Below are 1,851 nucleotides of genomic sequence, written 5' to 3'. Positions count from 1 at the left end.
GTGGTGGCGTTGACGGCGGCGGACTGGGCACCGACGGTGCCGGAGGAGTCGACCGCGGCCACCGTGTAGCCGTACGTGGTACCGGCCGCCAGACCCGTGTCGGTGAAGCCCGTCGAGGTGACGGCGGAGGTGTTGACCAGCACCCCGTTGCGGTAGACGTCGTACGACGCGGCGCCGGACACCGCGTTCCAGCTCAGCGAGGCCGAGGTGCCGGTGGTGCCGGTCACCGTGAGCCCGGTGGGGGCGGGCAGCTGTACGGGGGTGCCAGTGGTGGTGGCGTTGACGGCGGCGGACTGGGCACCGACGGTGCCGGAGGAGTCGACCGCGGCCACCGTGTAGCCGTACGTGGTACCGGCCGCCAGACCGGTGTCGGTGAAGCCCGTCGAGGTGACGGCGGACGTGTTGACCAGCACCCCGTTGCGGTAGACGTCGTACGACGCGGCGCCGGACACCGCGTTCCAGCTCAGCGAGGCCGAGGTGTCGTTCGTGCCGGTGACGGCCAGCCCGCCCGGGGCGGGGAGGCCGGTCCGGTCGAGGCCGAAGAACCTGGCCGTGTAGTAGCTGGAGCAGATGGAGTTGATGTAGTAGGTGCCGGTGGAACCGCACTGGTCGGTGCCGCTACCGGGGTTGACGGCCAGGCCGTGCGCCATGCCGGACACCGCGAAGGTCTCCACCGCGGGCTTGCCGGCGGAGTCGTTGTAGATGTTCAGGGTCGTGCCGCCGGTGAGTGTCTGCGTGCTGGACGGCGTCTGGCCGATGCCCCAGACATTGGTCCAGCCGTCCCTGCTGTAGGTCAGCTCGGCCGGGTTCACGGTGGTGTCCGACGTGCCCTGCCAGATCGCGACCCGGGGGTAGGGGCCGGTGTAGCCGGTGTGCGCGCCGCGGATCAGGTCGCCCCACTGCTGCGGGGTGTGACTGGTCGTGCCGGAGGTGCAGTTGGTGTTGGTGATGCCGGTGGTCGAGCACTGCGCGGCGGGGCCGGAGTCGATCGAGCCCGCGGCGAACACGTCGGGGTAGGCCGCGAGCATGTCGGAGGTCATGCCGCCGCCGGCGGAGAGGCCCGTGATGTAGATCCGGCTCGGGTCGACGTGGTAGGTGCTCTCCGCGTACTGGATCATGTTGTAGATCGACAGCGCCTCGCCCTGGCCGCGGCCGTCGTCGGAGGGGGTCCCCCAGTCGAAGCACTTCGAGATGGGGTTGGTCAGCGAGGGCTGCTCCGGGAAGACCAGCGCGAACTTGTACATGTCCGCGTACTTGGGCCAGCCGGAGTTCGTGTAGTAGTCACTGGCGCTCTGCGTGCAGCCGTGCATGGCGACCACGAGGGGCGCGTTGTCGGGCAGGTTGGCCGGCAGGTAGCTGTACATGTTGAGACTGCCCGGGTTCGAACCGAAGCTGCCGACCTGCGTCAGCCCGGCGGCACTGGCGGGGGCGGCCGTCGCCACTCCGCCGACGAGGAGCACGGCGCCGGTGAGGAGCGCGCCCCATCGGCGCCGGAAGGCGGTCCTGACGTTGTGTCGATCTGCTGCGCGCACCATGGCGTACTCCTGGGTGGGGGTGTGAGTACCGGGTTGCCGGCCGCCGGCGCCGCCCCGTGGGCCGCGCGATGCGGGCCGTTCGGTGACGGAGGCCACAACCTCTCGGCGTAGCCTGCGTCGTGGCGCGGCCCGGCCGACATGTGCAGGTGATCCACTCTCGGAGCGGCCGTCATGGCAGCCCGCGCCATTTCGGACTCCGCCGTGACCGTTGCAGGCATCGACCGGGGCCGTGGCCGGGGCGGGGGCGGGCGCCCCCCCGCGCCCCGGGGGTGTCCGGGGCGGGCGGGGGCCCCACCCCGGGGGGGGGCGCCCCCCA

The 1,851-nt window shown here is 71.7% G+C and carries 1 protein-coding gene; it reads right to left on the bottom strand.

The features are described 5' to 3' along the window. Positions 1-1,535 (bottom strand): PHB depolymerase family esterase (locus ACFV0G_RS38535; protein WP_380558303.1); only part of this gene is annotated, 1,535 nt, incomplete at its 3' end. Positions 1,536-1,851 lie beyond the last annotated feature (316 nt).

Origin of the sequence: Kitasatospora sp. NPDC059571, from assembly GCF_042735675.1 — a bacterium.
GTDB lineage: Bacteria > Actinomycetota > Actinomycetes > Streptomycetales > Streptomycetaceae > Kitasatospora.
The sequence above is the reverse complement of the archived record's forward strand: the minus strand, read 5'-3'. Positions and strand labels throughout refer to the sequence as shown.